Source organism: Caproicibacter sp. BJN0012 (genome assembly GCF_035986805.1).
GTDB lineage: Bacteria > Bacillota > Clostridia > Oscillospirales > Acutalibacteraceae > Caproicibacter.
Genome location: NZ_CP142518.1, coordinates 1019992 through 1044707, shown reverse-complemented (window position 1 = coordinate 1044707; position 24716 = coordinate 1019992). Strand labels below are relative to the sequence as shown.

Genomic DNA, 24716 nt, shown 5'->3' with positions numbered 1-24716 from the left:
GATATTTCAATGCAGGATAAATTACAGGAGCTTTTTGACCGGCTGGACGCCAATCTTGAGGATTTTCGGAAAACGTGGGAGGCAAAGAACAAAGCGGAACTGATAGATGCCTCCCGCGAGATCACCGCGATCAAAGATGCCCATTATTATCTGACCGAAAGCCACGGCTTTGAGTCGGAGGAAATCGACTATCTTCTCCTATTTGAAAACCCTTTACAGGTCGTTGCGGACAAGTGGCTGGAACGCACGGAAGATCTGAGCGATTTCAGCTTCGCGCTCGACGAGGTATTCGATAAGCAGGATGCGCTCCGGGACTACGAACGGAAGGAAAAGCCGTCCGTTCTGGAACAGCTTCATCATACCGCCGAGACTGCCGGGAAAACCGCGCGCCCGACAAAAAAACAGGAGGCGCGATAAATGGCTTACGTTCCCGTCCCCAAGGACCTGACCGCCGTGAAAACGAAGGTTCTGTTCAATTTAACAAAACGGCAGCTTATCTGTTTCAGCGGCGGCGCGCTTGTGGGCGTACCGCTTTTCTTTTTGCTCAAGGGACTTGCTGGGTTCAGCGCAGGAGCCGCTTCCCTCTGCATGGTTCTCGTCATGCTGCCGTTTTTCTTGACGGCCGTGTATGAAAAAAACGGTCTGCCCATGGAAAAAATCGTCCGCAACATTACCCGTGTGCTGTTTCTCCGGCCAAAGCAGAGGCCCTATCGGACCAACAATTTTTACGCCGTGCTCGCACGGCAAAGCAAGTTAGACAAGGAGGTGCGTCAGATTGTCGGTAAAAAAGCAAAGACCGGCCATGAATCGGTCCCTGTCCCGCGCCGAGAGGCGTCAGATCGAAGCCGCCGTCGAAAGAGCGCGGCAGGCCGATAAGAAAAAGCAGTCGGCACAGGACAGCATTCCGTTCGAGCGTATGTTTCCGGACGGCGTCTGTCGTGTAACCGACAGTTATTACACCAAAACAATTCAATTCCAGGACATTAACTATCAGCTCAACCAAAATGAGGACAAGACCTCCATTTTCGAGGGTTGGTGCGATTTTCTCAACTATTTCGACAGCTCCATCCAGTTTCAGCTCTCGTTTCTGAACCTTTCCGCGACACGGGACAGCTTTGCGAAAAGCGTCACCATCCCGCCTCAGAGCGACGATTTCGACAGCCTGCGTTCGGAATATACGGAAATGCTCCGGAATCAGCTTGCCAAAGGCAACAACGGCCTCATCAAAACCAAGTACCTGACCTTCGGCATTGAAGCGGACAGTCTGAAAGCGGCCAAGCCCCGGCTGGAGCGTATCGAGATCGACATTCTGAACAATTTCAAACATCTCGGCGTGACAGCCTCTTCGCTGAACGGCGCGGACCGTCTGCGGCTGCTGCACGACATCTTCCGCATGGACACACCGGAGCCATTCCGCTTTTCGTGGGACTGGCTGGCACCTTCCGGCCTCTCCGTCAAAGACTTCATCGCACCGTCTTCCTTCGAGTTCAAAAGCGGAAATATGTTCGGTATGGGGCGTCAGGTTGGGGCGGTGTCATTCCTGCAAATTCTCGCGCCGGAGTTGAACGACCGGATGCTGGCCGATTTTCTCGACATGGAATCCAGCCTCATCGTCACCATGCACATCCAGTCCATCGACCAGGTGAGCGCCATCAAGACGGTGAAGCGAAAAATCACGGACCTTGATTCCATGAAGATTCAGGAACAGAAAAAGGCCATCCGTTCCGGGTATGACATGGACATCATCCCCTCCGACCTTGCCACCTACGGCGAGGAAGCGAAGAAGCTGTTGCAGGATTTACAGAGCCGCAACGAGCGCATGTTCCTTGTGACCTTCCTTGTCCTCAACGTGGCCGAAAACCGGCAGCGGCTCGACAACAACATATTTCAGGCAAGCTCCCTCGCGCAGAAATACAACTGCGCGCTGACCCGCCTCGACTTCCGGCAGGAGGAAGGGCTGATGTCCTCACTTCCGTTGGGGTACAACCAAATTGAGATACAGCGGGGCCTGACCACGTCGAGCACCGCCATTTTTATCCCTTTTACCACGCAGGAGCTGTTCCAGACCGGGCGCGAGGCGCTGTACTGCGGGCTGAACGCTCTTTCCAACAACCTCATCATGGTGGACCGGAAGCTGCTGAAAAACCCGAACGGCCTGATTCTCGGCACACCGGGCGCTGGCAAGTCCTTCGCGGCGAAACGCGAAATCGCCAACGTGTTCCTCGTCACAAACGACGACATCATCGTCTGCGACCCGGAGGCCGAATACGGCCCGCTGATCGAGCGCCTGCACGGGCAGATCATCAAAATATCGCCCGCGTCCGCCGATTACATCAACCCGATGGACATCAACCTCAACTATTCCGAGGAAGAAAACCCGTTATCTTTGAAATCGGACTTCATCCTGTCGCTCTGCGAACTGATCGTCGGCGGCAATGGGGGCTTGCAGCCGGTGGAAAAGACGGTCATCGACCGCTGCGTTAGGCTGGTGTACCGGAATTACCTGAGCGACCCGCGCCCGGAGAACATGCCGGTTCTGGAGGATTTGTATAACGAATTGCGGCGGCAGGACGAAAAGGAAGCGCAGTACGTCGCCACGGCGCTTGAAATCTACGTCACCGGCTCCCTCAACGTGTTCAACCACCGCACGACCGTGAACGTGAGAAACCGCGTCGTCAGCTATGACATCCGGGAGCTGGGCAAGCAACTCAAAAAGATCGGGATGCTCATCGTGCAGGATCAGGTCTGGAACCGCGTCACCGTCAACCGGGCCGTTGGAAAATCCACGCGCTACTATATCGACGAATTTCATCTGCTCTTAAAAGAGGAACAGACCGCCGCCTATTCCGTGGAAATTTGGAAGCGGTTCCGCAAGTGGGGCGGCATTCCGACCGGGATCACGCAGAACATCAAGGACCTGCTTTCCTCACGGGAAATCGAGAACATCTTTGAAAACTCGGATTACATCTATATGCTCAATCAGGCGTCCGGCGACCGTCAGATTCTCGCCAAGCAGCTCGGCATTTCGCCGCACCAGCTTTCCTATGTTACCCATTCCGGCGAGGGCGAGGGGCTGCTGTTCTACGGCAACGTCATTCTGCCGTTTATCGATCATTTTCCGAAAGACACGGAGCTGTACCGTATTATGACCACTAAGCCGCAGGAAGTGGCGGCAACATGAGCGTCCGCGCTCGGCGGGACAGGAGGTGACTGTGATGGAAAAACGAGCGCCCCGCCTGCAATTCACGAAGGAGGAACAAACCGACCCTGTATTGAAAAAATCTGTCCGCAGAGAGCAGAAAGCGGCGGTAAAAGCTGACCGCGCACAGGCCAAAGTCCCGAAAAAGACCGCTTTAAGACGGCAGCCCGCCGTTGACCCGGCCACCGGCAAGGTCACGACGCGCCTGAAATTTGAGGAAGTGGACAAGAAAAAGCCGTCCAAACTCACACATGCCGTCCGGGACGCGCCCGGAAACGCCGTTTTGATGCAGTTTCATCGGGAAATTCGGCAGTCCGAGGATGAAAACGTCGGCGTGGAGGCCGCACATAAAAGTGAGGAAGCCGCCGAAACAGGCGGGCGTCTGGCGCGCAGCGCCCATCGTTCCCACAAGCTGACACCCTACCGAAAATCGGCCAAAGCGGAAAAGCGGCTCGACCGTGCCAACCTCGGTTATTTGCAGAAAAAGGCCGCGCGGGACAATCCGCAGCCCTCCGGCAATCCTTTGGCCCACTGGCGGCAAAAGCGGGCCGTCAAAAAGCAATACGCCGCCGCGAAACGGGCCGGGCAGTTTACAGGTTCCGCCGGGAAAGCCGCCCAAAACACTTCTAAAGCGGCAAAGACGGCGGCGCGGGAGAGCAAGCGGGCGGCGGCTTTTGTCGCGCGGCACCGGAACGGTTTTCTGATCGCCGCAGGTGTTTTTCTGGTACTGGTCCTGCTTCTGAATGTCCTGTCCTCCAGCTCGATTCTGCTGGAAGGCGCGCTGTCCGGCGTTACCGCGTCCACCTATCCTTCCACGGACGACGCCATGCTCGGCGCGGAGGCCGCTTATGCCCAAAAGGAAGCGGACCTTCAGAACGAAATCGACCATTATGAGCAGCGGCACGGCGGGTACGACGAATATCACTATACGCTCGACAAAATCGGCCACGACCCCTATGTGCTGATCTCGATTCTGACGGCGTGGCACGGCGGTGAATGGACGCTGGATGAAGTCCGGGACATGCTTTCCACCCTGTTCTCAAGAGAATACCAACTGACGCAGACTGTGGAGACGGAAACCCGCTACCGAACGGAAACGGGTACAGTGACGGACCCGGACGGCACGACCCACACCGAGACCCGTCAGGTTCCCTATACCTACACCGTCTGCAACGTAAAGCTGCACAACGAAGATTTGTCCCATTTACCTATTTCCATTATGAACGAGGATCAGATCGGCGTGTACTCGATGTACATGTCTACGCTCGGCAACCGGCCCGACCTGTTCCCCACGTCGGCCTATCCGAACGCATCCACCGTCAAAAAGCCCACGGAGTACGACATCCCCCCGGAGGAAATGACGGACGCGCGGTTTGCCGCCATGATGACGGAAGCCAAAAAATATATCGGCTTTCCCTATGTTTGGGGCGGCAGCAGCCCGAAAACCTCGTTCGACTGTTCCGGCTACGTGTCGTGGGTCATCAATCACAGTGGATGGAACGTGGGACGGCTTGGGGCGCAGGGCCTCTGCGACATCTGCACTCCGGTTTCTCCCGCCGACGCTAAACCCGGTGACCTTGTTTTCTTTGAACACACCTACGATACCGACGGCGTGTCCCACGTGGGCATCTACGTCGGAAACGGCATGATGCTCGCGGCCGGTGACCCCATCGGCTACTCGAACCTCAACACAAACTACTGGCAAAGCCATTTTTACACGTTCGGGTGTTTACCGAACCCATAAACAGATTGGAGGAATCAACCGTGAATTCGAAATTCAAGAAAATCGACGCCGAGTATGCAAAAAACACAGAGAAAATCTCCGCGCTGCAAAACCGGCAGAAGGAACTGGAAAAGCAGCGCCGGGAGCTGGAAAATCTCGATATTGTCGGCCTTGTGCGGGGCATGGGCATGACGGCGGAGGAACTGTCGGCGCTCATGAAAGCATCCCGCGAAAACCGGCCCGTATTCGATCAAAACAAACAGGAGAAAAATATTCATGAAGAGATCTAAAATTCGCATTCTGGTCTGTCTGATAGCCGCCGTGTCCTGCACGGCGACTTTTTCCGTCAACGCTCTCGCCGCCAGCACAGGGACGAACTCTCCGGCTTTGGGCAGTTCCAGTGCCGCACAGAGCAGCACCATGTCGTCGACATCATCATCCACAACGTCGTCCGGAACAGTTCTCAAGCCGCTGACGCCGGACGGCACCGGAACGGTGATCGACAACGTGACCAACGAGGACGGTAAGGAATTTTTCACCGTTACCACGCCGAGTAAGCACGTCTTTTACCTGATTATCGACCGTCAAAAAGACGCCGAAAACGTCTATTTCCTCGACGCCGTGACGGACAAGGATCTGCTTGCGCTTGCAAAAAGCGACGGCGAGGATGTTTCCGGTTCTTCCTCGTCCAAGACCGGTTCTACACCGGAAACATCCCCCGTACAGACCGCATCGACGCCCACAACTTCATCTGCTTCCCAGCCGGAAAAGCAGAACAGCAGTGCCGGAATTGCGGCAATTGCCGTGCTCTCAGCCGTTCTCATCGGTGCGGCGGTGTGGTTTTTCAAATTCCGCAAGCCGGGTAAAAAGGACAAGAATAGGCCCGACCCGGACGATTACGATTACGCCGGGGACGAAGATGAAGATAACGAAACCGGGCCGGAAGTCGAACCGGAAGCACCTGACGGAGAAGCAGAGCAAAAAGATGAGCCGGAAACTTCCGATGATGAAACGGAGCGTGAGGACGAGTGACCTTTTTCACCGACAGCCCTTTCGAGCGAATGATGGTTCAAAAGCCGCAGTACAGGCGGGAGGAACGACCTCCCGCCCCGCCGAAAGGCCATCCTGAACATTTTCATGATTGTTACCGAGGTATTCTCATCGCATCAAAAGCCGACAAGCCGGACCAATGATGTTCCGGCTTGTTTCAGATGAGCGCGTGTGTTAAAATATCTTGAGCATGAATTCCCGACTGAATCTGGAGAACTATAACAGAATTATCGGTTTGTGAATAAGCAAGAATAGAGGGTTATTATTATGGAAGAGATGACATTTGAGGAACTTTTGAAAATCAACTGTTTTTCTGCCGATCCGGCAGAAAAGGCAAAAGCCGCAAATTTATTGGAACAACGTTATTGCTGCGAAATTCGTTGTCCTGATATGGATAAGAGTGCTCTTTTCGCACATCATGCACGCGGTTGTACAATTGTAGCCGCCAAAATTTGCAGGAACGTTGTGATTTATCAGAACGTTACAATCGGCTCAAATATGCGATACAATAAAATCCACAAACAGTGGGAAAACGTAGGAAGTCCGATTCTTTCAGAGAATGTAATAGTTGCGGACGGGGCCAAGATTTTAGGGCCGGTCATCATTGGCAAGGATACTGTCATTGGGGCGGGTGCGATTATTACCAAGAGCATTCCGGCAAACAGCGTTGCATTCGGAGTTAATCAATATAAACCCAAAGATCCGGACTACGACCTTGTATTCAATCCAGATATGCTTCCCGGCGAAGAAATCATGAAAGTCGATCAAAAACGTGTAGATGAATTCAATAAGGCACGGGAGCTTACAGTCGGACGGTAAGCCTTCACACTTTCCATAATGAGCATTACAGGAGCTGGAATGTCAGCGTCTCAAAGTAAATAATTGCTGTCATGCAAGGGTAATCGAGAAATCGGTTGCCCTTTTTTGTATGCCAATGCAGAAAGGAGACAAAAGTGAAACTTGTAATCAGTGAAAAGCCCTCGGTTGCTCAAAGTATCGCCGCCGTGATCGGCGCGAAACAGCGCGGTGACGGGTATCTGGAGGGCGGCGGCCGGAGTCCGGCTGACGGCTATCTTGTTTCGTGGTGCCTGGGTCATCTCGCAGAGTTGGCCGAAGCGGATACTTATGATAAAAAATACGCAAAATGGCGGTGCGAAGATTTACCTATCCTCCCGGAAAACTGGCGATTTACCGTAAGTCATGATAAACAAAAGCAGTTTGCTATTCTCCGCGCCCTAATGCGCCGCGACGATGTGGAAGAAGTTATCAACGCCTGCGATGCCGGACGCGAGGGCGAACTGATCTTCCGCACCTTGTACGACATGGCAGGCTGTTCCAAGCCGATGAAACGGCTCTGGATTTCTTCTATGGAGGATGAAGCCATCCGGCAGGGGTTCACCGATCTGAAACCGGGACGGGACTATGATGGTCTGCATCAGTCCGCACTCTGCCGATCCAAGGCCGACTGGCTGGTGGGTATCAACGCAACGAGATTGTTTTCTGTTTTATACCACCGAACCCTGAACGTCGGGCGCGTCATGTCACCGACGTTGGCGCTCCTTGTGCAGCGGGAAGCGGAAATTTCCGCGTTTCAGCCGGAGCCGTTTTATACGGTCAGTCTCGACTGCGGCGGCTTCACTGCCACCGGCGACAAACTGAAAGCGAAGCCGGAGGCCGAAGCGGTTGCCGACGCCTGCAAAGGCAAAGCGGCTACCGTCAGGGCCGTGGAGCGGAAAGAAAAATCCGAAAAGCCGCCCGCACTCTACGACCTGACCACCCTCCAGCGTGACGCCAACCGTCTGCTCAGCTACACGGCCCAGCAGACACTGGACTATCTGCAATCGCTCTATGAAAAGAAACTTTGTACCTATCCCCGCACCGACAGCCGATTCCTGACAAACGATATGGAAGGGACCGTCCCGGCGCTTGTCTCCGTTGCCGCCGCGATCTGCGGTATGAACGTTCCCGAGGAGCTCAACGCCGGTCAGGTCTGTGACAGCGCGAAGGTCAGCGACCATCACGCTGTTGTTCCCACCTCCGTCGCGGGTAAAATGGATGTTTCCGCGCTGCCTGCCGGGGAGCGTGAAATCCTGCGGCTTGTCTCCCGGCAGCTTCTCTGCTCGGTCGGCAGTCCGCACCAATACGCTGAAACCGCCGTCACGCTGGACTGTGCCGGGTATGACTTTGCTTCCAAGGGCAAGACGATCCTTGTTCCCGGCTGGAAGGCCTATCTACAGGAACAGTCCGACAAGCCCCTGCCCGCTCTGGCAGAGAGTCAAAATATTCCGGTTGCTACTGTTTCCGTCAAAGAGGGCAAAACCTCGCCACCCAAGCACTATACGGAGGATACCCTGCTTTCCGCGATGGAGACGGCGGGCGCAAAGGAAATGCCCGACGACGCGGGACTCAAGGGCCTCGGCACTCCTGCCACCCGCGCGGCCATTCTGGAAAAGCTCGTCACTACAGGCTTTGTGGAACGGAAAAAGGCCAAGAAAACGGTCAATCTCATTCCGTCTCAGGTCGGCGTGTCGCTTGTTACCGTTCTGCCGGAACAGCTTCAATCCCCGCTGCTGACCGCCGAGTGGGAAAACCGGCTCAAACAGGTGGAACGCGGCGAACTGGAACCGGACGCTTTTATGAACGGGATTTCATCCATGCTCCGGGAGCTGATACAAACCTATACGCCGGTCAGGGGCGCGGAGGTGCTGTTCCCCTCCGGGCGCGAGGCAATCGGCAAATGCCCCCGCTGTGGCGGCAGCGTGACCGAGAGCAAAAAGGGCTTTTTCTGCGAAAACAATAGCTGCCGGTTCGGACTTTGGAAGGATAACCGGTTTTTCGCCGCCAAGAAAAAGGTTCTGACGAAAGCTGTCGCCGCAGCGCTCCTGAAGGGCGGGCGCGTAAGGCTCACCGGCTGTTACTCTGAAAAAACCGGCAAGACCTATGACGCCACGGTAACTTTGGAGGATACCGGGGAGCGGGTGAATTTCAAGCTGGAATTTGATTCGGAAACGAAAAAGCGTGGTGAACCATGAAACTTACCAAATATGAACGGGAGACGATCATCTGCTATAACGAGGAAGAAGCGACGGCCAGCGTTTACACGCACAATAAGAAGCTTATCCAAAAGCTCAAACGGCTCTCGGCAAAATACCCCGACAAAGTGAAGCCGGAGCGTCCGGAGCATCACGGGGCCGTCAGCTATCTTGTCCCAAAACGCTGTATTTCCGTTCGGGAACCGTACAGCGACCGGCGGCGCGAAGCCGACAGTTTGCGGGCCAAAGCAGCGCAAATACGCCCTCCCGACAGGAGCATGCGCTCCGAAAATGAATAGCGAGCGAGCTCCTGCATGGGTTTATTCCGGCCTGTGCTGGAGCGCGCTTTTTTCAATTCTATGAGCTGCGAAAGGAGCACATTATGGCTGAAAATAATAAGGACCGACTGAAAGAAATTACCGACAGTATCGAACAGGGCATCAAAGACCTGTTCCAAAGCACCCAATATGCGCAGTATCTCCGTACTATGTCCCGGTTTCACCGCTATTCCGTCAACAACACCATGCTCATCTACATGCAGAAGCCGGATGCCACCCTTGTGGCCGGGTTCAACAAATGGCGCGATCAGTTCAGCCGTAATGTCATGAGGGGCGAAAAAGGAATCAAAATCATCGCGCCCACACCGTTCAAGAAGAAAATTGAGGAAGAAAAGCTCGATCCGGACACCAAGGCTCCCGTGCTGGACGCAGACGGCAAGATCATTATGGAGGAAAAGGAAATCAAAATTCCTATGTACAAGGTGGTATCGGTCTTTGACGTGTCGCAGACCGAGGGAAAGCCGCTGCCGACGTTGGCTAATGATCTCACGGGAAATGTAAAACAGTATGAGATTTTCATGGAGGCACTGCGGCGTTCATCTCCCGTTCCGCTTGCTTTTGAAGCCTTGGAGCCGAACACGGACGGCTATTTCAGCGAAAAAGACCAGCGTATCGCCATCCGGTCCGGTATGAGCGAAGTACAGACCGTCTCCGCTGCCGTCCACGAAATCACCCACGCCATACTGCACAACTACGAGCAGGCTCGGCTTGCCACCGCTAAAGAGAATGAAACCGCCGAGCCACCCAAACCGAAGGACCGGCGCACCGAGGAAGTAGAGGCCGAAAGCGTTTCCTATGCCGTTTGCCAGTATTACGGCATCCAGACCGGAGAAAACAGCTTCGGCTATATCGCCTCTTGGAGCAAGGACAAGGAACTGCCGGAACTGCGGGCTTCTTTGGAAACGATCAACAAGACCGCTTCCGGACTGATCTCCGACACTGACCAGAATTTCCGCGAGGTTCAGAAAGAGTATGACAGCGTTCTGGAACAATTCGCTGCGGACGCATACCGGTATACAGCGTCCGTCATGGAACCGCCGCTTCCTCTCAACACGATTGAAGAAGAAGTCCCGGCCACCGTGGAAGATTTGAAAAGCGGCTACGGAAAAGACACGCGCGACGCCATCCTCAATGCCGCGAAGGTGGATGGCGCGGCCTCCCCGGATGAGCTTCTTCGGCGTCTGGAGCAAATTGAGAAAATTTATCCCCCGAGGGAAACCGAGGCGATGTATCTGCTGGATGACGTTGCTTATCTTTATTTGAAGGAAAATGAGGACGGATACGGCTACACCCTTTACGATAAGGAGAGCCTGCGGGAAACGGCAAACGGGTTTGCTGATGAGGGTGTCAGTTCCATTCCAACCGCTTACGAACAGGCGCTTGCCCTTGAACACCTGACCCCCGCAACCTCAGAAAAGGTGCCGCTTGACATTCTAAACGAAATTGCCGTCGTGCGTGAACAGGACATACAGGAATATATCCGTAAAAATAATCTAAGCATGGGTGATCATCAGATTGTCACGCCAGAGCCACAAGATGCCCCCACATCCTCGAAAGAAGCCGGTATGCTGCCGGATGCGCCGGAACTGGCACTCGACGAATATCCCAGGCCGGATTCAGAACTGACCGTGGCAAATCTGGAAGCCTGCGGGTATCTGGACGGCGACCTGCTGCCTCTTTCCAAAGATCGGGCACTGGAGCTTTTTGAGCAGGACCTGACCGTTTACATGATTGAGGACGGCGGCACAAGTATGGCGTTCGACCCGGATGAAATTCAGGCCCACAGCGGCCTGTTCGCCGTCAGTCGCGAGGAATGGGAAGAAAGTCGAGAGTTCTCCGCAGCCATAGAGGACCGGATGAAGCATCAGGAGCATCGGGAAGCCGCTTTTCTGAAAACATCTCAGGACGCTTTCGCCATTTATCAGGTGAAGGACGGCGACGAAATGAGGGACATCCGCTTTGAGCCGCTCAGTTGGCTGGAATCCAAGGGTATCGCCGTAGACCACGGCAATTATGATCTCGCTTACACCGTGCCGCTTACGGATCAGGGCAGCACGGATGACAGGCTGGGGGCATTGTGGGATCGGTTTAACAACGATCATCCCGCCGATTATCACAGACCGAGCCTGTCCGTCAGCGACATCGTTGCGCTCAAACAGAACGGTGTTGTATCCTGTCATTACGTGGACAGCTTTGGTTTCAAGGAGATCCCGGCCTTCCTGGAACCGGAAAACTACCTGAAAAACGCGGAAATGTCGATGGAGGACGATTACGATATGATCGACGGCATCATCGACAACGGAAAAAATCCAACCGTTGCGGAGCTGGAGCAGCAAGCCAGGTCCGGCCAGCCTATTTCCCTTTTGGAACTTGCCGAGGCGTCACAGAGGGAAAACGACGAAAAGAAGAAATCCGTTGTGGAGCAGCTCAGAAATCAGCCAGTTAGCCGGGAACATAAAAAAGCAGCGCCCGACAGAGGCGCGGAAATGGAGAGATAATATGTTTACCAATGATGAAATCAACCTGATGTGCATTTACAATACCGGAACGCGGGAGGGTCTGATCGCGGAACTGACACAGATGCGCGGCTATCTTGGCGCGGAAGAAACAGAGCTTTTAGCCCTGACGGATTCTGCGCTGGGAAAACTCCGGGGCATGAGTGATAAGAAATACACCGCGCTTGATCTGTTCCCGGACTTTGACGAAGAGGCTGAATAGAGGACTAAAACTAAAATCAGGACATTCTATTCTCAATTCTATATTTATATGGGGTCATTTTGTAAAAGAACTTGAAATATTTGATGTAGGAACTTGTGGAATGAAAGCCTACATTGAATGCAATGTCCGTTACTGACATTTCCGTAGCGATTAGCAATGATGTGCTCATATGCAGGCGATATTTCATCAGATATTGATAAGGAGTATCATGTATATATTTTTGAAAGCAGCGTAAACATTCTGTTTTGCTGATGTGGGCGGTATCGGCAATATCTTGTATGGAAATTGACTGATTATAATTGGTGTGTATTGTAGAAATTAAGGTTCGTATTCGTTCGTAATTTTTTGAAGGCGCAATCTCTTTCATTTCGGGAAGAAGAGATAGAAATTCTAGCCATATCTTAGATAGCTGAATGGAAAGCCGGTATTCATGATGCTTGTATTTGACATTTTGAAAGTATAGCTTATCGAGTGCACTTATCTGATGAAGTATCGAATGATTGGCTGGCACATTGGCGTACAGTAAATAATGCGTAAAGGTGGGATTATTGGTGATAGGTTCCACATCATTTTGTTCCATTATGCTGCCGGAAAAGAAATTCAGCATTTTTGCCGAAATAATATAGCTGTGGTAATGGCAATCTTCTTTCCCTGTTATCTGATGAAGTGCAGTGCGGTTAATAAAGATACAATCCTGTTCCTGTAAATCAAACTCTTCATCATATATTTTTACATGGACGCTTCCTTTTAGAATATAAACAAACTGTACTTCATCATGCCAATGTAAGACTTGAAATCCCTCGTTGTAGGGAATACAGTGGCGGTTTAGTACATCTAAAACTAACAATGGGAATTTCGTTGTATGATAAGGGTTATGGGAATAGACAGGTACTTGTCCAGGCATTCCGTGGTTCTCCTTAAAATGGCTCTATTTTTATATATTGTAGGCCAAATAATAGTATTTATCAAGTAGAGTTGAATCTATAATTATATTCTAGAGTGACAAAGGAGGTACCTGAAATGATAATTGACGGAAATGAAACTGAAAAACGCGCGATGGTAGAGTTTCACAAAGGAAATAGAAAAGAAGGCCTACGCATTCAGGAAGAATTCGCTTCTGCGTTTCGGGAAGAGTATAAAGACAAAGATCACTGTCCATGCAAAAAAGCATGCCGTTATCACGGAAACTGTAAAGAATGTGTAGCCCTTCACAGGGCACACCAGGAACATGTCCCTAATTGTATGCGGCCAATGATTAATAGAAAAATCAAACAATTGTCGGAGCTTACTGAGCACACCATTTTTTATGAGATTGAGCCGCCTAAAGAAATAGCGAGGGATGTGGATAGCGGAAAATAGGCTTCAATGGACTATCCAGCCAATAAAAATATCGGGGGCCTTGGTCATCAAGTCCTCCGATATACAATGCTTATCGATCCAATTGTTATGCTGCTTTCCGTTTATAAATCAGCATTGCGAAAACATACGCGACAATCAATATACCGAGACACCATGCAAGCGAAATCCAAATGTCATTGCCGACAGGTTCGGAGTTGAGCAGCGAGCGCACCGTTTCGATGATGGGTGATGTAGGCTGGTTCTCGGCAAACGCGCGAACGGCAGAGGGCATTGTTGCGGTCGAGGAAAAAGCGGAGCTGATAAAGGGTAGGAAAATGATCGGGTAAGCGAATGCGGTCGCGCCGTCTGCCGATTTTGCAGTCAGTCCTGGAATCACCGCAACCCATGTCAGGGCCAGCGTAAACAACGCTAGTATCCCGGCCACGGCAAGCCATGACAACCCCCCCGCCGACGGGCGAAAGCCAATCAGAAACGCGACGAGAATGATGACGACAACTGAAATCGCATTGGAAACAAGCGAGGTCAGTACATGCCCCCACAGCATGGAAGAACGCGTAATCGGCATTGAGTGGAACCGCTCGAATATACCACCCTGCACATCGTAAAACAGACGCACGGCCGTATAGGTTATACCGCTTGCAATGGACATCAGCAGTACACCCGGCAACATATAATTCACATAATTCACATTTGTGCCCAAACTCGTTTTTATCGCGCCGCCGTATACGTAGACAAACAACAGCATCATCATGATCGGTACGATGGTGACTGTGATAATGGTGTCCATACTGCGGAAAATATGGCGCATGGAACGTCCAAGCATAACGCCTAAGTCACTGAAAAAGTGTTTGCTCATTGTCAATTTTCCTCCTTTTTACCGACGATTGCGAGGAAAATTTCCTCCAAACTTGGCTGCTTTTCCACATACTCCACCTTCGCGGGCGGGAACAGCTTTTTCAGTTCTTCAAGCGTACCGCTCACGATAATCCTGCCCTCATGCAAAATAGCGATACGGTCGGCAAGCTGCTCGGCTTCCTCCAAATATTGCGTGGTCAGGAACACCGTTGTGCCATTATCAGCAAGCTCTTTGACCGTCTTCCAAACCTCGATACGCGCCTCCGGGTCAAGACCGGTAGTCGGCTCGTCGAGAAAAATAACCTGCGGTTTCCCAATCAGGCTCATGGCAATGTCGAGCCTGCGGCGCATACCGCCCGAATAAGTGGAAACCCTGCGGTCAGCTGCGTCGCTCAGGCCGAACCTACTCAGTAAATCGGCCGCAACCTGACGCGAATTGGTGAGGTGCCGCAGTTTGGCGATCATGATCAGATTTTCCCGTCCGGTCAGGATTTCGTCCACGGCGGCAAACTGCCCGGTCAGACTGATCGACTGCCGCACACAGTCAGGCTTTGCCATAACTTCAAAGCCGTTGACTACGGCGGTTCCTCCGTCCGATTTCAGCAGTGTGGTGAGGATTTTGACAATCGTCGTCTTGCCCGCGCCGTTAGAACCGAGCAGAGCGAATATTTCACCCTGATTCACTTCAAAATCGACGCCTTTTAGAACTTCTGTGCTTTTGAAAGACTTTCGCAGGCTTTTCACTTCAATCGCTTTTCCCATCCCGATCACCCCGCTTACTTTGTTTTTCCGCAACCTTTTTCATGGCCTTGCTCACTTCCCGGTCAACAGATTCTTGATAGATGTCAGCGTAAGTTTTTGAACCTTTGATTAAATCATCGCAGAAAGCCGCTACGTCACTGCCCGTCACTTCAAGCACGCCTTTCCCCAACGCCGCGCCCTCTTCAAAAAGATCGACAATTTCTGAGAGGAGACCCGTACCTTCGGTCAACTCAACAGGGCCGACCTTAAATAGATATTTCTGAATCTCTTTATAAACAATCTGATAATCCTGCGGGAGCGCTTTGACACGCGCCATGTGTGCCCGCCACTCTTTTTTGCCTTCGATGATATCCTGTATGTTCATGGTGTCCTCCTATTTCCCTAATTTCTTAGCGATATTTTTGTTGAGTTGCTCACGCCACTTGTCTCGATAAGACCTTGCCCCTTCTTCACCGGCCAGCGCTGAGCAGAAGCCTTTGATATCGTCGCCCAAAGCCTCCCCGACACTCTGACCGTCTGCCGCTGCTTCTTCGAGCAGGCCGAGCACACCGTCAAGAATAGGCATAAGATTGCGGCCGGTAAAATCCGAGTGCGGCCAAAGATTAGTCTTTATTTTTACCCATGCCGCCTGATAATCTGGAGGAAGCTTTTTGGCCCGCAATTCAAAAGCTTTCAGTTCTTTCGTCATGTCACTGCCTGTGAGCGTTTCCCAAAAATTCATTATTTTCTCTCCTCTAACTCGTTGATTTTCGACGCAATGAATTTCCACTTTTTCCAGAACTTCCGCAGCTCTTCATGCCCTGCGTCGTTGAGCGCGAAGAATTTTCGCGGCGGCCCCATGTCTGAGGGCTTTTTTTCTATGTCTACAAGTCCGTTCTTCTCAAGTCTCACCAGAATGGTGTACACAGTTCCTTCCACAACATCTGTAAAACCGAGGTCGTTCAGCCGCCGCGTAATCTCGTAACCATAGGTTTCACCACGGCTTATAATTTCAAGTACACAGCCCTCAAGCACACCTTTGAGCATTTCCGTCAGATTTTCCAGCACAATCACCCCTTGCTATTCTGTATAGCTTATATTCTGCATTACTTATTACTGCTATATAGTAACACATAATAGTTGGCTTGTCAATAGAGTTTTGCTCTGATAATGTAATCCATCTAAAACGTAAAGGAGGACTTTGAATATGCCAAGAAAGGCACAAGCTCTGACACAAATGGCCGACCACGCGGCGACGCAGATCACCGCCAGTCATGAAAGCTGGACGGATTTTCTGAAAACCGCCGCCCGACTTTACAAATACCCGCATCATGAGCAGCTCATGATCTATGCCCAGCGCCCCGACGCGACGGCCTGCGCCGGATATGAGCTTTGGAACGAAAAAATGCGCCGGTATGTCCGGCGCGGCAGCAAGGGAATCGCCCTCATCGACGCTTCCGGCGACAGGCCGAGAATCCGGTATGTCTTTGATATTTCCGACACGGGCGGCAGGGAAAATTCCCGCCGCCCGTTCCTTTGGGAGTACCGTCCGGAGCATAAAGATGCGGTTACGGCGGCGCTGGAGCAGGAGTATGAGATTTCCGGCGAAAAAGGTCTTGCCGACCAGTTGGAACAGATTGCCGGACAGTTGGCAAACGAATATTGGCAGGAACACCAATACGACATCCTCCACACCGTTGACGGCAGTTTTTTGGAGGAATATGATGAGTTTAACATCGGAGCGCAGTTCCGAAGCGCCGCAGCCGTCAGCATCACCTACGCGGTTTTGTCCCGCTGCGGCCTCGACCCCGACGAATGCTTTGAGCATGAGGACTTTCTGAGTATCTTCGATTTCAACACGCCCAATACCGTCGCCGCCCTCAGCTCGGCGGTCAGTGAAGCAAGCGAACGGGTGCTGCGGCAGATCGAAGTCACCGTCAAAAATTACGAGCGCGAACATCTCGCGGAAAGGAGCACCACACATGGAGAACAATCTGACTTACAGTCGGAACGGGGATTACCTGATTCCCGACCTGACGATCACGGAACAGACGGAGAGCATCGGGAAATACGGGAGGATGCGGAAGAATTACCTGAAGGAGCACCGTCCGGTCCTGTACAGCAGCCTGTTGCTGTCGGAGAAGCTGTACCCGCACCTGTTGGAGATCGAGCGGACGGCGACGGCGCGACTGGAGCGCACGATGCCGGAACTGATGAAATCGGCGGGCGTGACGGAAAGCCTGAAAGCCTCCGACCCGATGCGCTGGGTGGGACTCATGAACGACCTGAAAGCGCAGGCCGAGGAAACGATTCTGACGGAGCTTATCTACAGCTAAGTTTCTTCCCGTCGGAGCAGGAACAAATACAGAAAATTGACGAAGCGGAGAGCGAAAAGCCCTCCGCTTTTTCTGTGCCCGCGCTGCAAAAGCCGGAAAAGCGCAGTACGGCCCAAGCCGACATTGACGCCGCCCTTCAGGAGTGGAACGGCAGTATTGAAAGTAAACGCGCCGTTGTCCGTTACATGCGGGAACATGCCCGAGACAAGGACACGGCGACGTTTCTGCGCACCGAGTACGGCGACGATCTTCCGGCCTTTCCCGTAACCGTGGGCCACACATCGACGGACTTGCCGTGGCCGAAGGTGCAGCGGCGTATTGCCCAGCTCATCCGGGAGAAACGGTTTTACACACAGGAAGAACAGGCCACGCCGCCCGATCTGAGTGGACAGCCGATCACCCGCACCGGCGACACCATCACCATCGGAAACGGCGATGCTTCCCATGAAGTGGATATAACGCTTTCCGACGAGCAGTGGGCGGCAGTCCAGCAAGCGATTCCCGACAGCGCCACAATCCAGCTCCCCTACAAGGTGGGCGACACGGTATATCTGGACAATAAGCCCTTTGAGGTCACCGCATTTGGCAGTTCGGACGTCCAGCTCCGCGACCCGGCGCTTGCCTATCCTATTTTTCGCGCCGAGGGCCGTGAAAACTTTGAACGCCTACTGCGACAGGATTCCCGAAACGGCCCCATTACGGAATTTCTGGCTGCGGATTTGGCAAAGACGGACACCGATCTGCGCGAAGCCCTGACCTCCGGCCTGCTGGAACAGCGGGACAAGGAGCATATCGCGGGATATTTCCGCGAAAGCGAGGGCAATACCCGCGTGGCCCAGCGCCTTTCCGAAACTTACGCCGGGACTTCCGATACAATGGAACTGACCACCGGCGATACGGCGGATTTCTTCGCCACCACCACGGGATTTGAAATCAACATCCACGACAAATACAACAGCCACCGGAGCGCCCGTTGGGAAGAAATCACCCCTATCCTCCGCGCCCTGTATCAACAGGAGCAGGACGGCTTTTCCCATGAGCCGGTCCTGCGGGAGCCTACGAATCTGGACGGTAAGCCGTCCTATGAAGTTGGCGACCACGCGGTACTGGATTACGGCGGGCAGGAGCTGTCCGGCACCGTGGGATATGTCGGGGAAAAGGACGTGCGTATCGACACCGGCCCCTATTCGTGGAGCCATGAAGTTGTTAACCGCGACGCCTTTGAAAACGGCATCCGGCAGGATGAACGCAACGCCGCCCTGTTTACGCCGGAGCAGCCCGCCGCCGAAAACTTCCGCATCACCGACGATCATTTGGGCGAGGGCGGCGCGAAAACCAAGTACGGGTACAATATCGCGGCCATCCGCACTCTGAAAACCATCGAAGCCGAGGGTCGCATGGCGATGCCGGAGGAACAGGAAACCCTCTCCCGCTATGTCGGCTGGGGCGGCATTCCGCAGGCATTCGACCCGGACAATGCCTCATGGTCAAAGGAATACGCGGAACTGGTCGACGCGCTGACTGCCGAGGAATACGAAATGGCGCGGGCCTCCACCCTGAACGCCCACTACACCAGCCCGACCGTCATCAAGGCCATCTATGAAGCTGTCGGAAACATGGGTTTTCAGATCGGTAACATCTTGGAACCGGCCTGCGGCGTCGGCAATTTTTTCGGCCTGCTGCCGGAGAGCATGGCGGCGTCCCGGCTCTACGGCGTGGAGCTGGACAGCATCACGGGCCGAATCGCCAAGCAGCTCTATCCGAACGCCAACATCACCGTGGCAGGCTTTGAAACCACCGACCGGCACGACTTCTTCGATCTCGCCGTTGGCAACGTGCCGTTCGGCAGCTACAAGGTTTCCGACCGGGCTTACGACAAGCTCGGTTTCCCGATTCACGATTACTTTTTCGCCAAAACGCTCGATCAGGTGCGTCCGGGCGGCGTGATCGCGTTCGTGACCAGCCGCTACACGATGGATAAACAGTCGCCGGAAGTACGGCGGTACATCGCCCAGCGCGCGGAATTACTCGGAGCAATCCGCCTGCCCAGCAACGCTTTCAAGGCCAACGCCGGAACGGAAGTCACCACCGACATTCTCTTCCTCCAGAAGCGCGACCGCCCCATCGTCATCGAGCCGGATTGGGTGCATCTCGGACAGACTGAGGACGGCATCCCCGTCAACAGCTACTTTGCCGATCATCCCGAAATGGTGCTGGGGACCATCAAATGGGACGATAAAATGCACGGCGACAAAAAGGAAACGACGTGCGAACCATTCCCCGACGCCGATCTTTCCGTACAGCTCCATGAGGCGGTTTCCCACCTTCAGGGGCAGATTGAAGAAGCGGAGCTGCCGGATCTCGGTGAGAACGAGGAAATCGACGATTCCATTCCGGCAGACCCCAACGTGAAAAACTATTCCTACACGGTCGTGGACGGCAAGGTGTACTACCGGGAAAATTCCCGTATGGTGCGGCCGGAGCTGAACGAAACGGCCAAAGCCCGCGTTATGGGTATGGTGGAACTGCGGGACTGTGTGCAGAAGCTCATCGCCCAGCAGCTTGACGAATATGCCTCCGATACGGAAATCCATAAAACTCAAGCAGAATTGAACCGGCTCTACGACGCTTTTTCCGCGAAATACGGCCTCATCAACTCGCGCGGCAACAGCCTCGCGTTTGCGGAAGATTCTTCGTATTATCTGCTCTGCTCGCTGGAAGTCATCGACGAGGACGGCAATCTGGAACGTAAGGCCGACATGTTTAACAAACGCACCATCCGTCAGCGGAAAATCGTCACGTCCGTGGACACCGCGTCGGAAGCTCTCTCGCTTTCCATCGCGGAAAAGGCGCGGGTGGACATGGACTACATGGCCTCCCTCACCGGCAAGACGCCTGAGGCGCTGGCCGACGAATTGCAGGGCGTCATCTTCCGCGATTTGGGCGAACAGGACCCGGCAAGCGTTCCGAAAGCCTTTTACAAACTGGACAACATCCCGTTTGTCACCGCCGACGAATACCTTTCCGGCAACGTGCGCCGCAAGCTGCGGCTGGCCAAGGCCCTCGCGGAAATGCGGCCCGATCTCGCGGAGAAAATCGCCCCCAACATCGAGGCGCTGGAAGTCGCCCAGCCGAAGGACCTCGACGCCTCGGAAATCGAGGGGCGTCTCGGCGCGACGTGGATCGACAAAGGGTATATTCAGCAGTTCATGGAAGAACTGCTCAACCCGCCGTCCGGTGTGCGCGACGGCATCCGGGTAAACTATTCCTCGTTTACGGCGGAATGGTCTGTTTCCAATAAAAGCAGCGTTGGGTACAACAACGTGGCGGCGTATGTTACCTACGGCACCGACCGCGCCAACGCCTACCGGATTCTGGAGGATTCACTGAACCTTCGGGACACGCGGATCTACGACACTGTGACCGATCCGGACGGCAAGGAACGCCGCGTCCTCAATTCCAAGGAAACCACCCTCGCCCAGCAAAAACAGCAGGCAATCAAGGACGCTTTCCACGACTGGATTTGGAAAGACCCGGAGCGGCGTCAGACGCTGACAAAAAAATACAACGAACTGTTCAATTCCAGCCGCCCGCGTGAATACGACGGGCGGCATCTTGTATTTCCAGGCATGAACCCTGAAATCAAGCTGCGGGAGCATCAGCTCAACGCCGTGGCGCACCAGCTTTACGGCGGCAACACCCTGCTGGCGCACGTCGTGGGCGCGGGCAAAACCTATGAGATGATCGCCGCCGCAATGGAGGGCAAACGGCTGGGGCTGTGTCAAAAATCCCTGTTTGCCGTGCCGAATCATCTGACGGAGCAGTGGGCTTCCGAGTTTCTGCGGCTGTACCCTTCGGCCAACATCCTCGTCACCACACGAAAGGATTTTGAAAAACGCAACCGCAAAAAGTTCTGCGCGCGGATCGCCACCGGCGACTACGACGCGATCATCATGGGACACTCGCAGTTTGAAAAAATTCCCGTCTCTCTGGAACGGCAGAAACGGCTCATTCAGGAGCAGATTTGGGAGATCGAAAACGGACTGGAGGAACTCAAAGACAGCGGCACGGATCAGTTTACCATCAAGCAGTTGGAGCGCACGAAAAAGGGGCTGGAGGCCCGGTTGAAGCGGCTCAACGACAACTCCCGCAAAGATGATGTCGTGACCTTTGAACAGCTTGGCGTGGACCGTCTGTTCGTGGACGAGGCACACAACTACAAAAACCTGTTTCTCTACACGAAAATGCGCAACGTGGCGGGTCTTTCCACCACTGACGCGCAGAAATCCAGCGACATGTTCCTGAAATGCCGGTATCTCGACGAGATCACGCACAGCCGGGGCGTCGTGTTCGCCACCGGGACGCCGGTTTCCAACAGTATGACGGAATTGTATACGATGATGCGCTACCTCCAATATGAAACCCTGAAAGAGCGGAACCTCGTTCATTTCGACTGCTGGGCCTCGACGTTCGGGGAAACCGTGACGGCCATCGAGCTGGCACCGGAGGGAACCGGCTACCGGGCACGGACGCGTTTTGCCCGCTTCTACAATCTGCCGGAGCTGATGCTGCTGTTCAAGGAAGCGGCGGACATCAAGACCGCCGACCAGCTCAATCTTCCCACGCCGAAAGCCGTGTACCACAACGAAGTCGCGCAGCCCTCGGAGCTTCAGAAGGAGATGGTGAAAGAACTCTCGAAGCGCGCCGCCGCCGTCCATTCCGGCGCTGTTGATCCCCATCTGGACAACATGCTCAAAATCACGTCGGACGGGCGCAAGCTCGGCCTCGATCAGCGCGTCATCAATCCGATGCTTCCTGACAATCCCGACAGCAAGGTCAACATGTGCGTCAATAACGTTTTCCGCTTCTGGCACGACGGACTGGATAAAAAGCTGACGCAGCTTGTTTTCTGCGATATTTCCACGCCCAAAGGCCGTGCCGCCGCCAAGGAAAACCGGGCGGTCCGGGCCGGTGGGAAGCTCGCGGGCGGCACGGAGCTTCACGCCCTTCAGGATGCCACGCCGGAGGCCGACGCGCCGGAGGCGTTCAGCGTTTACTCGGACATCCGCGACAAGCTCATTGCGCGGGGTGTCCCGGCCAATGAGATCGCGTTTATCCACGACGCCGATACCGAAGTGAAGAAAAAGGAGCTGTTCGCCAAGGTGCGCGCCGGACAGGTGCGCGTCCTCATGGGCAGCACCGCCAAAATGGGAGCCGGGATGAACGTGCAGGACCTCTTGATCGCCTCTCACGATTTGGACTGCCCGTGGAGGCCGGGTGACCTGGAACAGCGGTCCGGGCGTATCATCCGGCAGTACAACACCAACCCCGAAGGGCATATTTTCCGTTACGTCACGGAAGGGACATTCGATAGCTATTTGTGGCAGACCGTGGAGAACAAGCAGAAATTCATTTCGCAGATTATGACCAGCAAAAGTCCCGTCCGTTCCTGTGAGGACATCGACGAAACGGCGCTCTCCTATGCGGAGATCAAGGCACTGTGCGCCGGGGACGAGCGGATCAAGGAAAAGATGGACCTCGACATGGATGTGGCCAAGCTGAAGCTCATGAAAGCGAATCATCAGAGTCAGCAATTCCGGCTGGAAGATAACCTTCTCAAATATTTCCCGGAGGAAATTGAGCGCAACAAAGGTTTCATCAAAGGTCTGGAAACGGATATGGCGACACTGGAAGCGCACCCGCATCCGAAGGACGGGTTTGCCGGAATGGTGGTGCGGGGCGATTCCCTCACCGACAAGGACAACGCAGGTGCCGCCATTCTGGAAGCCTGCAAGGAGGTCAAGGGGCTGGAACCGATGGAGATCGGCAGTTACCGGAGTTTTACCATGTCGCTGTCTGTGGAGGGATTCGGACAGGACTTTATCCTCACCCTCAAAGGGCAGATGACCCACCGCGTCACGCTGGGCAAGGACGCACGCGGCAATCTCATCCGTATCGACAACGCACTTGCCGATATGCCGAAGCGGTTGCAGAATGTTCACGCGCAGCTTGATAATCTCCATTCTCAGATGGATGCGGCGAAAGCCGAAATCGGCAAGCCGTTCCCGCAGGAAGCGGAGCTTGCGCAAAAGAGCACCCGCCTCGCGGAGCTGAACGCGCTGCTGGACATCGACAGCCGCGCCCCCGCCCAACAGCAGGCGTCGGAAGTCATGGCGAAAAGCGAAAGGCCCTCTGTGCTGAAAAACCTGAAAGAGCCGTGTGTTCACGGTTTGGCTGAGAAATGCCACAAAAAGGAAATGGAGGCAAGATAATATGACAAGCGAAGAACTGAATACCGCGCTGTACGAAAAAATATTTGCGGAGCAGGATACCTTTCGGAAAAAGCTGCTTACGCAGGCACCGGAGGAAATTCTGAAACAAGCCTATGAATACACCGTGCGGGAGGACATCCTGATGTCCTTTGAAAACAACGATCTGACCGATGAACAGGCGTCCGCGCTGCTGAAATCTCCCAGCCCCTTGGGAGATATTTTTTCGGAGTTTGAAAGCCGGGAAACCGGATATATGGAGGCGGTTTTGGACTGCATCACGGATAAAGCCAATGCCGTGATCCAGATGGATGCGGCAGAGCGTCAGGCTCTTTTGAACACTCCCGTCTACAAATATCCGGCGACCTATGCCCATGAGCATGATGAACTGAAGATTTACCGTGCGTCCCACAAGGCGAACATTGCCTGCCGGGATGCCATCGACGATGCCATCCGGGATAACTACCGCAATAATTGTCTCGGCAGCGACACCGCAAAACAGGTCGTTGCCGAGTTTGGATTTGACCGCACTCTCTATGTGCTTGCGAACACCGTCCGCGAGAAAGATTGGGATGGGCGCATTGACCGCAAAAATAAGGATTGGGCGCGGACGATTCCTGTCTTTGACGATAAGGACGGCTTTGGGGATAATCGAAACCTGGAATTTATTGTAGATAGAGCGCATCCCGGTCTGGTAGACCTTTTCATCAATCAGGCGCGGCGCGAATATCTGCTGACCCAGCCTCTGTCCAAAGAGGACATTCAGTCGGAGGCCGCGCGGCTGCTCCGGCGTCTGCAATCCGAACGTGAGCCGAACAGTCCCAGCGGGACGCATTTCATGGCACAGATTTCGCCGGATTTTCTGATCCGCGCTTCCACCAAAGATCAAGACCGTCTGTTTGCCATGCTGCCGTTCAAGTCTCTGTCATTCTCTACGCTCAAGAATCGGAAAGGGATTTTCGCGTTCATCCAGAAGGATGAAAACCGCGACCAGCCGCTCCGCCAGCGCAAACCGTCCGTGCGCAAAAAGCTGCAAAAAACACAGGTCGAGCCAAAGTCGCCCGCCTCATCCAAGGGCAAAGAAATGGAGCTGTGA

Annotated in this window: 22 protein-coding genes; 15 read left to right on the top strand and 7 right to left on the bottom strand. The window is 53.9% G+C overall.

Annotated elements, in window-relative coordinates:
- Nucleotides 1-9: 9 nt before the first annotated feature.
- The 11 genes from VA597_RS05045 (at nucleotide 10) to VA597_RS04995 (ending at nucleotide 12060) form a co-directional block, all read left to right on the top strand.
- On the top strand, nucleotides 10-417 hold the full coding sequence (locus VA597_RS05045) for a DUF3848 domain-containing protein (protein ID WP_326975411.1): 408 nt from the start codon (nucleotides 10-12) through the stop codon (nucleotides 415-417).
- Nucleotides 418-876: a PrgI family protein gene (locus VA597_RS05040; RefSeq protein ID WP_326975410.1), complete on the top strand. Its 459-nt coding sequence runs from the start codon at nucleotides 418-420 to the stop codon at nucleotides 874-876.
- Entirely contained in the window at nucleotides 803-3181 is a 2379-nt protein-coding gene (locus VA597_RS05035) for a VirB4-like conjugal transfer ATPase, CD1110 family (protein ID WP_326975409.1), read from the top strand. Before VA597_RS05040 ends, VA597_RS05035 begins: the two co-directional genes overlap by 74 nt.
- Before the next feature lie 34 nt (nucleotides 3182-3215).
- The gene (locus VA597_RS05030; protein ID WP_326975408.1) at nucleotides 3216-4943 is read left to right on the top strand and encodes a C40 family peptidase; all 1728 of its coding nucleotides are present in this window, start codon (nucleotides 3216-3218) and stop codon (nucleotides 4941-4943) included.
- 20 nt (nucleotides 4944-4963) lie between these two features.
- Complete coding sequence (locus tag VA597_RS05025; protein ID WP_326975407.1) at nucleotides 4964-5212, top strand: DUF4315 family protein; 249 nt, start codon at nucleotides 4964-4966, stop codon at nucleotides 5210-5212.
- Nucleotides 5199-5954 (top strand): DUF4366 domain-containing protein, encoded by a 756-nt coding sequence (locus VA597_RS05020; RefSeq protein ID WP_326975406.1) that lies wholly within the window; start codon nucleotides 5199-5201, stop codon nucleotides 5952-5954. Before VA597_RS05025 ends, VA597_RS05020 begins: the two co-directional genes overlap by 14 nt.
- Before the next feature lie 285 nt (nucleotides 5955-6239).
- Entirely contained in the window at nucleotides 6240-6791 is a 552-nt protein-coding gene (locus VA597_RS05015; protein ID WP_326975405.1) for a hypothetical protein, read from the top strand.
- Between the two features lie 134 nt (nucleotides 6792-6925).
- The gene (locus VA597_RS05010) at nucleotides 6926-9004 is read left to right on the top strand and encodes a DNA topoisomerase 3 (protein ID WP_326975404.1); all 2079 of its coding nucleotides are present in this window, start codon (nucleotides 6926-6928) and stop codon (nucleotides 9002-9004) included.
- The gene (locus VA597_RS05005) at nucleotides 9001-9303 is read left to right on the top strand and encodes an immunoglobulin (RefSeq protein WP_326975403.1); all 303 of its coding nucleotides are present in this window, start codon (nucleotides 9001-9003) and stop codon (nucleotides 9301-9303) included. Before VA597_RS05010 ends, VA597_RS05005 begins: the two co-directional genes overlap by 4 nt.
- An 83-nt stretch (nucleotides 9304-9386) precedes the next feature.
- Nucleotides 9387-11840, top strand: coding sequence for a YodL domain-containing protein (locus VA597_RS05000; protein WP_326975402.1), 2454 nt, complete (start codon nucleotides 9387-9389; stop codon nucleotides 11838-11840).
- 1 nt (nucleotide 11841) lies between these two features.
- Nucleotides 11842-12060, top strand: a complete 219-nt coding sequence (locus VA597_RS04995) for a transposon-transfer assisting family protein (RefSeq protein ID WP_326975401.1) — start codon at nucleotides 11842-11844, stop codon at nucleotides 12058-12060.
- Between the two features lie 16 nt (nucleotides 12061-12076).
- Here VA597_RS04995 and VA597_RS04990 read toward each other — a convergent pair whose 3' ends face one another.
- A complete protein-coding gene (locus VA597_RS04990; protein WP_326975400.1) occupies nucleotides 12077-12964 on the bottom strand; it encodes a helix-turn-helix transcriptional regulator in 888 nt (295 codons plus the stop codon).
- Nucleotides 12965-13080: 116 nt separating this feature from the next.
- Here VA597_RS04990 and VA597_RS04985 point away from each other — a divergent pair, with 116 nt between their 5' ends.
- A complete protein-coding gene (locus VA597_RS04985) occupies nucleotides 13081-13419 on the top strand; it encodes an LPS biosynthesis protein (protein ID WP_326975399.1) in 339 nt (112 codons plus the stop codon).
- Nucleotides 13420-13504: 85 nt separating this feature from the next.
- Here VA597_RS04985 and VA597_RS04980 read toward each other — a convergent pair whose 3' ends face one another.
- From VA597_RS04980 to VA597_RS04955, 6 genes are read right to left on the bottom strand one after another with little or no spacing between them, the layout of a single operon-like run.
- Nucleotides 13505-14275: an ABC transporter permease gene (locus VA597_RS04980; protein ID WP_326975398.1), complete on the bottom strand. Its 771-nt coding sequence runs from the start codon at nucleotides 14273-14275 to the stop codon at nucleotides 13505-13507.
- 2 nt (nucleotides 14276-14277) lie between these two features.
- On the bottom strand, nucleotides 14278-15036 hold the full coding sequence (locus VA597_RS04975; RefSeq protein WP_326975397.1) for an ABC transporter ATP-binding protein: 759 nt from the start codon (nucleotides 15034-15036) through the stop codon (nucleotides 14278-14280).
- Entirely contained in the window at nucleotides 15020-15400 is a 381-nt protein-coding gene (locus VA597_RS04970) for a DUF1048 domain-containing protein (RefSeq protein ID WP_326975396.1), read from the bottom strand. Before VA597_RS04970 ends, VA597_RS04975 begins: the two co-directional genes overlap by 17 nt.
- 9 nt (nucleotides 15401-15409) lie before the next feature.
- Nucleotides 15410-15757 (bottom strand): DUF1048 domain-containing protein, encoded by a 348-nt coding sequence (locus VA597_RS04965; RefSeq protein ID WP_326975395.1) that lies wholly within the window; start codon nucleotides 15755-15757, stop codon nucleotides 15410-15412.
- On the bottom strand, nucleotides 15757-16083 hold the full coding sequence (locus VA597_RS04960; RefSeq protein WP_326975394.1) for a PadR family transcriptional regulator: 327 nt from the start codon (nucleotides 16081-16083) through the stop codon (nucleotides 15757-15759). The genes VA597_RS04965 and VA597_RS04960 overlap by 1 nt, the downstream gene beginning before the upstream one ends.
- Entirely contained in the window at nucleotides 16043-16975 is a 933-nt protein-coding gene (locus VA597_RS04955) for a hypothetical protein (RefSeq protein ID WP_326975393.1), read from the bottom strand. Before VA597_RS04955 ends, VA597_RS04960 begins: the two co-directional genes overlap by 41 nt.
- 22 nt (nucleotides 16976-16997) lie before the next feature.
- Between VA597_RS04955 and VA597_RS04950 the strand changes: the two genes are divergently transcribed.
- From VA597_RS04950 to VA597_RS04940, 3 genes are all read left to right on the top strand, one after another.
- Complete coding sequence (locus VA597_RS04950; RefSeq protein WP_326975392.1) at nucleotides 16998-17351, top strand: TnpV protein; 354 nt, start codon at nucleotides 16998-17000, stop codon at nucleotides 17349-17351.
- Nucleotides 17352-17536: 185 nt separating this feature from the next.
- Nucleotides 17537-23623, top strand: coding sequence for a DEAD/DEAH box helicase family protein (locus VA597_RS04945; RefSeq protein WP_326975663.1), 6087 nt, complete (start codon nucleotides 17537-17539; stop codon nucleotides 23621-23623).
- A 1-nt stretch (nucleotide 23624) separates the two neighbouring features.
- Nucleotides 23625-24716, top strand: coding sequence for a DUF3849 domain-containing protein (locus tag VA597_RS04940; protein WP_326975391.1), 1092 nt, complete (start codon nucleotides 23625-23627; stop codon nucleotides 24714-24716).

Excerpts from the sequence above, each read along its gene's own strand:
- VA597_RS05045 (WP_326975411.1), top strand. The coding sequence starts at position 10 with ATGCAGGATAAATTACAGGAGCTTTTTGACCGGCTGGACGCCAATCTT.
- VA597_RS05040 (WP_326975410.1), top strand. The coding sequence starts at position 418 with ATGGCTTACGTTCCCGTCCCCAAGGACCTGACCGCCGTGAAAACGAAG.
- VA597_RS05035 (WP_326975409.1), top strand. The coding sequence starts at position 803 with ATGAATCGGTCCCTGTCCCGCGCCGAGAGGCGTCAGATCGAAGCCGCC.
- VA597_RS05030 (WP_326975408.1), top strand. The coding sequence starts at position 3,216 with ATGGAAAAACGAGCGCCCCGCCTGCAATTCACGAAGGAGGAACAAACC.
- VA597_RS05020 (WP_326975406.1), top strand. The coding sequence starts at position 5,199 with ATGAAGAGATCTAAAATTCGCATTCTGGTCTGTCTGATAGCCGCCGTG.
- VA597_RS05015 (WP_326975405.1), top strand. The coding sequence starts at position 6,240 with ATGGAAGAGATGACATTTGAGGAACTTTTGAAAATCAACTGTTTTTCT.
- VA597_RS05005 (WP_326975403.1), top strand. The coding sequence starts at position 9,001 with ATGAAACTTACCAAATATGAACGGGAGACGATCATCTGCTATAACGAG.
- VA597_RS05000 (WP_326975402.1), top strand. The coding sequence starts at position 9,387 with ATGGCTGAAAATAATAAGGACCGACTGAAAGAAATTACCGACAGTATC.
- VA597_RS04995 (WP_326975401.1), top strand. The coding sequence starts at position 11,842 with ATGTTTACCAATGATGAAATCAACCTGATGTGCATTTACAATACCGGA.
- VA597_RS04990 (WP_326975400.1), bottom strand. The coding sequence starts at position 12,964 with ATGCCTGGACAAGTACCTGTCTATTCCCATAACCCTTATCATACAACG.
- VA597_RS04985 (WP_326975399.1), top strand. The coding sequence starts at position 13,081 with ATGATAATTGACGGAAATGAAACTGAAAAACGCGCGATGGTAGAGTTT.
- VA597_RS04980 (WP_326975398.1), bottom strand. The coding sequence starts at position 14,275 with ATGAGCAAACACTTTTTCAGTGACTTAGGCGTTATGCTTGGACGTTCC.
- VA597_RS04975 (WP_326975397.1), bottom strand. The coding sequence starts at position 15,036 with ATGGGAAAAGCGATTGAAGTGAAAAGCCTGCGAAAGTCTTTCAAAAGC.
- VA597_RS04970 (WP_326975396.1), bottom strand. The coding sequence starts at position 15,400 with ATGAACATACAGGATATCATCGAAGGCAAAAAAGAGTGGCGGGCACAC.
- VA597_RS04965 (WP_326975395.1), bottom strand. The coding sequence starts at position 15,757 with ATGAATTTTTGGGAAACGCTCACAGGCAGTGACATGACGAAAGAACTG.
- VA597_RS04955 (WP_326975393.1), bottom strand. The coding sequence starts at position 16,975 with ATGTTCGCGCTCGTAATTTTTGACGGTGACTTCGATCTGCCGCAGCAC.
- VA597_RS04950 (WP_326975392.1), top strand. The coding sequence starts at position 16,998 with ATGGAGAACAATCTGACTTACAGTCGGAACGGGGATTACCTGATTCCC.
- VA597_RS04945 (WP_326975663.1), top strand. The coding sequence starts at position 17,537 with ATGCGGGAACATGCCCGAGACAAGGACACGGCGACGTTTCTGCGCACC.
- VA597_RS04940 (WP_326975391.1), top strand. The coding sequence starts at position 23,625 with ATGACAAGCGAAGAACTGAATACCGCGCTGTACGAAAAAATATTTGCG.